The organism is Novosphingobium sp. UBA1939 (genome assembly GCF_002336885.1).
Lineage (GTDB): Bacteria > Pseudomonadota > Alphaproteobacteria > Sphingomonadales > Sphingomonadaceae > Novosphingobium.
This window is the reverse complement of record NZ_DDFB01000019.1, coordinates 1-4,730: the sequence shown is the minus strand read 5'-3', so window position 1 is coordinate 4,730 and position 4,730 is coordinate 1. Positions and strand designations below refer to the sequence as shown.

Annotated in this window: 5 protein-coding genes; 1 reads left to right on the top strand and 4 read right to left on the bottom strand. The window is 65.9% G+C overall.

Annotated elements, in window-relative coordinates; translation table 11 throughout:
• Together B3547_RS03485 and ald are read right to left on the bottom strand one after the other, a co-directional pair.
• The coding region (locus tag B3547_RS03485; protein ID WP_292960218.1) for a 7TM diverse intracellular signaling domain-containing protein at positions 1-1,196 on the bottom strand (1,196 nt) is incomplete at its 3' end.
• A gap of 39 nt (positions 1,197-1,235) precedes the next feature.
• Complete coding sequence (ald, locus tag B3547_RS03480) at positions 1,236-2,351, bottom strand: alanine dehydrogenase (RefSeq protein ID WP_292960216.1); 1,116 nt, start codon at positions 2,349-2,351, stop codon at positions 1,236-1,238.
• Between the two features lie 137 nt (positions 2,352-2,488).
• Between ald and B3547_RS03475 the strand changes: the two genes are divergently transcribed.
• Positions 2,489-2,950: an Lrp/AsnC family transcriptional regulator gene (locus tag B3547_RS03475; protein ID WP_125954042.1), complete on the top strand. Its 462-nt coding sequence runs from the start codon at positions 2,489-2,491 to the stop codon at positions 2,948-2,950.
• On the opposite strand, the gene B3547_RS03470 is transcribed toward B3547_RS03475, so the two are convergent.
• Together B3547_RS03470 and B3547_RS03465 are read right to left on the bottom strand one after the other, a co-directional pair.
• Positions 2,913-3,338, bottom strand: a complete 426-nt coding sequence (locus tag B3547_RS03470) for a hypothetical protein (protein WP_292960214.1) — start codon at positions 3,336-3,338, stop codon at positions 2,913-2,915. The genes B3547_RS03475 and B3547_RS03470 overlap by 38 nt on opposite strands.
• 138 nt (positions 3,339-3,476) lie before the next feature.
• Positions 3,477-4,730 (bottom strand): DNA translocase FtsK (locus B3547_RS03465; RefSeq protein WP_292960211.1); only part of this gene is annotated, 1,254 nt, incomplete at its 5' end.

Below are 4,730 nucleotides of genomic sequence, written 5' to 3'. Positions count from 1 at the left end.
CCGACGATGCCTTCCATTTCCTCGGCGCGGGTCATCGCCGAATCGCGCTCCTGCCGCAGCAGGATGAAGCGGCCGACGATGCCCACCGCCGTCACGATCACCTCGATCGCCAGCGCGAAGGAATAGAGCACCGATACATCGGGCGTGGCCGAACCGGGCAGGACATAGGTCACGATGCGCAGCAGGCCCACGCCCATCGCCGGTGTCCAGCCCAGCAGCGGATAGATCACCATCCGGCTGCCCTTGCGCCAGGCGTCGTACAGCGCCAGCGAGACGAGCCCGAGCGGAAACAGCATGTTAAGGTGGACCAGCGTGGTGGACCACACACGGAGGAACGGCGCCTGCGAGGTGGTGATCAGCCCCACCACAGCCACCACCACCGCCGCCTGCCGCATGAAGGCGCGCAGGCGCGGGTCGAGGCATTCCGGCTCCAGGAAATTCGCCGCGAACATCATCGCCGCCGCCGCCATCGCGGCGTAGCAGATGTTGGATATGATCGCTTCGGCCGGATCGTGGATGGTCATGACCAGGTGGATGAAGCCGGTGCCGATCGCGGTCTGCGCCAGCATGGCCACCACCATCACGAGATGCCAGACCACGAACCGTTCCGGCAGCACGCTGTAGAACGCCACGTTGAGCAGCAACGGGACCACCAGCATCCCGCAGACGATGCCCAGCGCCGCCACGCGCCACAAGGGCCAGCCGGTGCCTTCGGGCGCGCTGTCCAACCCGGCTTCGGCGAAGATCGCCTTCACCCACGGGCGGTCGATCCGCACGACCACCTCGCGCGTGCGGGCCGTCACGTCGGGCAGCGCCATGCTCATCAGCGGCGCGGCTTCCAGATGGTGCGCCTCGGGCAGTGTGTAATCGATCGTCCGGCGCGCGCCATCGTCATCGATCGCGGTGATCGCGATCTTCTCGAACCGCACCGCATGGGTCACGAAACTGCGCGGCAGTTCGTCCTCGCTCTCGGGCAAGGTGAAGCGCAGGAAGGTGGAATCGGCGGCGATGTCCCAGCCGCCCGGATTGCACGACCAGCGGGCGGCGCGCGCCGCCACGGCGTCATAGCTTTCGCCGATCGCGGCGGCGGCATGGCACAGCCGCGCGCCCTCGACCGGCGCGGCAAGTGCCACGGCCGGCACAAGCCAGCCCAGCAACGCTGCCAGCAGCACAAGGATCTTGCGGCCCGGGACCATCCCCGAAGCCTAAGCCCATGACGTTATAAGGGCGTTAACTCAGTGAAGAATTTCGGCGGAAGACACGAATTCGTAACCCAGTTCGCGCGCCACAGCCTCGAACGTGACCTTGCCGGCATGGACGTTCAGCCCGGCGGCAAGGTGGGGATCGGCGCGCAGCGCCGCGCGCCAGCCCAGATCGGCGATGCGCAGCGCATGGGGCAGCGTAACGTTGTTCAGCGCATAGGTGCTGGTCCGCGCCACCGCGCCGGGCATGTTGGCCACGCAATAGTGGACGATGCCGTCGACCAGATAGGTCGGCTCGGCATGGGTCGTGGCATGGCTGGTCTCGAAGCAACCGCCCTGGTCGATCGCCACGTCCACCAGCACCGCGCCGGGCTTCATCGTGCCGAGCATGGCGCGCGTCACCAGCTTGGGCGCAGCCGCGCCGGGGATCAGCACCGCGCCGATCACGAGGTCGGCCTCGGCCACGCTCTCGGCAAGGTTGGCCGTGTTGGAAAAGCGGGTCTTGGCCCGGCTTTCGAAATGGATGCCCAGCCGTTCGAGCGCTTCGGGATCGCGATCGAGAATGGTCACGTCCGCGCCCAGCCCCACCGCCATCTGCGCCGCGTTGAAGCCGACCACGCCGCCGCCGATCACCGCGACCTTGCCCGGCATCACCCCCGGCACGCCGCCCAGCAGCACACCGCGCCCGCCGTGCGCTTTTTCCAGCGCGGTGGCGCCGGCCTGGATCGACATGCGCCCGGCCACCTGGCTCATCGGCTTGAGCAGCGGCAGCGTGTTGCCCGCGCCGGTCACCGTCTCATAGGCGATCGCGGTCACGCCCGAGCGCACGAGATCGGCGGTCTGTTCGGGATCGGGGGCAAGGTGCAGGTAGGTGTAGAGAATCTGCCCTTCGCGGAGCATCGCGCGTTCGATCGCCTGCGGTTCCTTGACCTTCACGATCATTTCGCAGCCGTCGAACACCGCGCGGGCATCGGGCTGGATCACCGCGCCGGCCGCCTCGTAATCGCGGTCGGTGGCGCCGATGCCCAGGCCCGCGCCCTGTTCCACCCACACCTCATGGCCATGGGCGGCAAGTTCGCGCACGCTCTCGGGCGTCAGGCCGACACGGTATTCATGATTCTTGATTTCGCGGACGGTGCCTACGCGCATCGGAGTTCTCCCGCAGGGTCGAAAGTCCTGCAAAGATTACGCCGGAATACGTAGAAAGTTTCACCAGAATGTATCTTCCGAACCATTCGCGATAATGATATTTCCTGATTCATAGCCCTTGCGCGGGAAATTTTCGCATGGATCGAGCGGACGTCGCCCTGATTGAAGCGCTGCAGCGCGATTCGTCGCGATCCATCGCGGAGCTTGCGGAGGTGACCGCGCTTTCGCCTTCCGCCTGTCATAGGCGCATTCACGCGCTGCAGGCGCAGGGGATCATCGCCGGCTACAGCGCGCGCATCGATCCGGCCCGGCTGGGACTGACCATGCTCGTCTTCGTCGAGATCACGCTGACCAGCCAGAGCCGCGAGGCGATGGACCGCTTCGAACGGGCGGTGGGCGATTTCGACGACATTCTGGAATGCCACCTGATGTCAGGATCGGCCGATTACCTGCTGCGCGTCGCCGCCGCCGATCTGGCCCAGTACGACCGCATCCATCGCGATTGCCTGGCCCGGCTGCCCGGCGTTTCCGCGATGCGGTCCAGCTTCTCGCTGCGGCAGATCAAGCGCTTTGCGGGCTATCCGGTTCCGCACCGCTGACATCGGCCGGCGGCGAGGCCTTGCGGCCCCGCTTCTTGCGGCCGCTGTCGACCAGCACCAGCGAGCTGCCCGGCTCGTTCATCCCGTGTTCTTCGCGCAACTGCAGCTTGAACGCATCGACGGCCGCTTCATCGGGCAGATGCTCCACCGGATAGCGGGCGACGATATAGTCGTCCTCGCGATCCAGCACGGTGATGAAGCGCGCCGCGCTTTCCGCCAGCCGCGTGACGTTGAAGCCTCCGGCCAAGAACCAGTTCAGGCGGTTCCAGCTGGTGATCGGCCGATGGCAATGCCGGCACAGGCTGCTGACCGAACCATCGGCTTCGCGATGGCGCTTGCGTTCGGGTTGGTGAACGCGGGTGAACCAGCACTGGGTCAAAGCTTCCATGACAACCACTCGCCTTTCGACGACGTGCGTTATCCTTTGCGACCGCCCCCCAACGACCAACGGACTTCGCCGCACTGGTAGGGGTTAATACGCGGAAACCTTTAAGACTCGCTTAAGTGCGGAGGCTCGAGGGCAATCCTAAAGCGGGTTGCCGTCGCGATCGCGGTAGATCTCGCGCCGGCCGACATGGTTGGCCGGGCCGACCAGCCCATCGGCTTCCATCCGCTCGATCCATTTCGAAGCGGTGTTGTAGCCCACGCCCATCTGGCGCTGGATCCAGCTGGCCGAAGCCTTCTGGCTTTCGAACACCAGCTGGCAGACCTGCCGGTACTTGCGGTCTTCCGGATTGTCGGACGCGGCATCGATGTCGTCGAAGCCGAAGCCGCCGTCTTCCGGTTCCTCGGTGACCGAATCGACGTATTCGGGCGATCCCTGCGCGCGCCAGTGATCGGCCACGCGTTCCACTTCCTCGTCCGAGACGAACGGACCGTGGACGCGTTTGATCGGGTCGGTGTTGGGCTTGTAGAGCATGTCGCCCTTGCCCAGCAGCTGTTCGGCTCCCTGTTCGCCCAGGATGGTGCGGCTGTCGATGCGGCTGGTGACGGCGAAGCTGATGCGCGTGGGCAGGTTGGCCTTGATGACGCCGGTGATGACGTCCACCGACGGGCGCTGCGTCGCCATGATCAGGTGGATGCCCGCCGCGCGGCTCTTCTGCGAAAGCCGCTGGATCAGCACTTCGATTTCCTTGCCGACGGTGACCATCAGGTCGGCCAGCTCGTCGACGATGACCACGATCTGCGGCAGCGTCTTGTAGTCGAGCTGCTGTTCCTCGAACAGTTCCTCGCCGGTATCGGGATCGAAGCCCACCTGGATTCGCCGGCCCAGCGGCTTGCCCTTGGCTTCGGCGGTGCGGACCTTCTCGTTGAAGCCGGTCAGGTTGCGCACGCCCACCGAGGACATCATGCGGTAGCGCCGCTCCATTTCCTCCACCGCCCATTTCAGCGCGCGAACGGCCTTGGCCGGCTCGGTCACCACGGGCGAGAGCAGGTGCGGAATGTCGTCGTAGCTCTTGAGTTCGAGCACCTTGGGATCGACGAGGATCAGGCGGCACTGCTGCGGCGTGAGCCGGTAGAGCAGCGAGAGCAGGATGCAGTTGAGGCCGACCGACTTGCCCGAGCCGGTGNNGCCGGCGACCAGCAGGTGCGGCATGGTGGCCAGATCGGCCACCACCGGTTCCCCCGCGATGTCCTTGCCCAGGATGATCGGCAACAGCGCCTTGGCATCGACGAACTTGTCGCAGGCCACGATCTCGCGGAACGAGACCATGTCGCGCACGGCGTTGGGCAGTTCGATGCCCATCACGGTGCGGCCGGGGATCGAGGACACGCGCGC

What these genes read in the sequence shown, in the direction of transcription:
- ald (WP_292960216.1), bottom strand. Translation starts at nt 2,351, where the DNA reads ATGCGCGTAGGCACCGTCCGCGAAATCAAGAATCATGAATACCGTGTC.
- B3547_RS03475 (WP_125954042.1), top strand. Translation starts at nt 2,489, where the DNA reads ATGGATCGAGCGGACGTCGCCCTGATTGAAGCGCTGCAGCGCGATTCG.
- B3547_RS03470 (WP_292960214.1), bottom strand. Translation starts at nt 3,338, where the DNA reads ATGGAAGCTTTGACCCAGTGCTGGTTCACCCGCGTTCACCAACCCGAA.